The sequence below is a fragment of the Kitasatospora sp. SC0581 genome (assembly GCF_048159585.1).
GTDB lineage: Bacteria > Actinomycetota > Actinomycetes > Streptomycetales > Streptomycetaceae > Kitasatospora.
The window spans coordinates 1-320 of record NZ_JBLRWA010000316.1; the positions used below are offsets into that span (position 1 = coordinate 1).

The 320-nt window shown below is 70.0% G+C and carries 1 pseudogene; it reads left to right on the forward strand.

The annotated features are described in order from the left end of the window. Positions 1 to 320 (forward strand): annotated as a pseudogene (locus ACLWS4_RS38270) (cytochrome P450); the annotation flags it as partial.

Genomic DNA, 320 nt, shown 5'->3' on the forward strand with positions numbered 1-320 from the left:
GACCCCGCCGGTCGACCTGGTCGAGCGGTTCGCGCTGCCGGTGCCCTCGCTGGTCATCTGCGAACTGCTCGGCGTGCCCTACGAGGACCGGGCGACCTTCCAGACCAACACCGCCGCCTTCCTCGTCCGGGACCAGGCGTTCGACGAGAAGATGGCCGCCTACGGGGCCATGACCTCGTACCTCGCCGAACTGGTCACCCGCAAACGCGCCGAACCGGGCGACGACATCCTGTCCGACCTGGCCCGCCAGGAGGACCTCACGGTCGAGGAACTGACCGGCTGCGCCTTCCTGCTGCTGCTCGCCGGCCACGAGACCACCG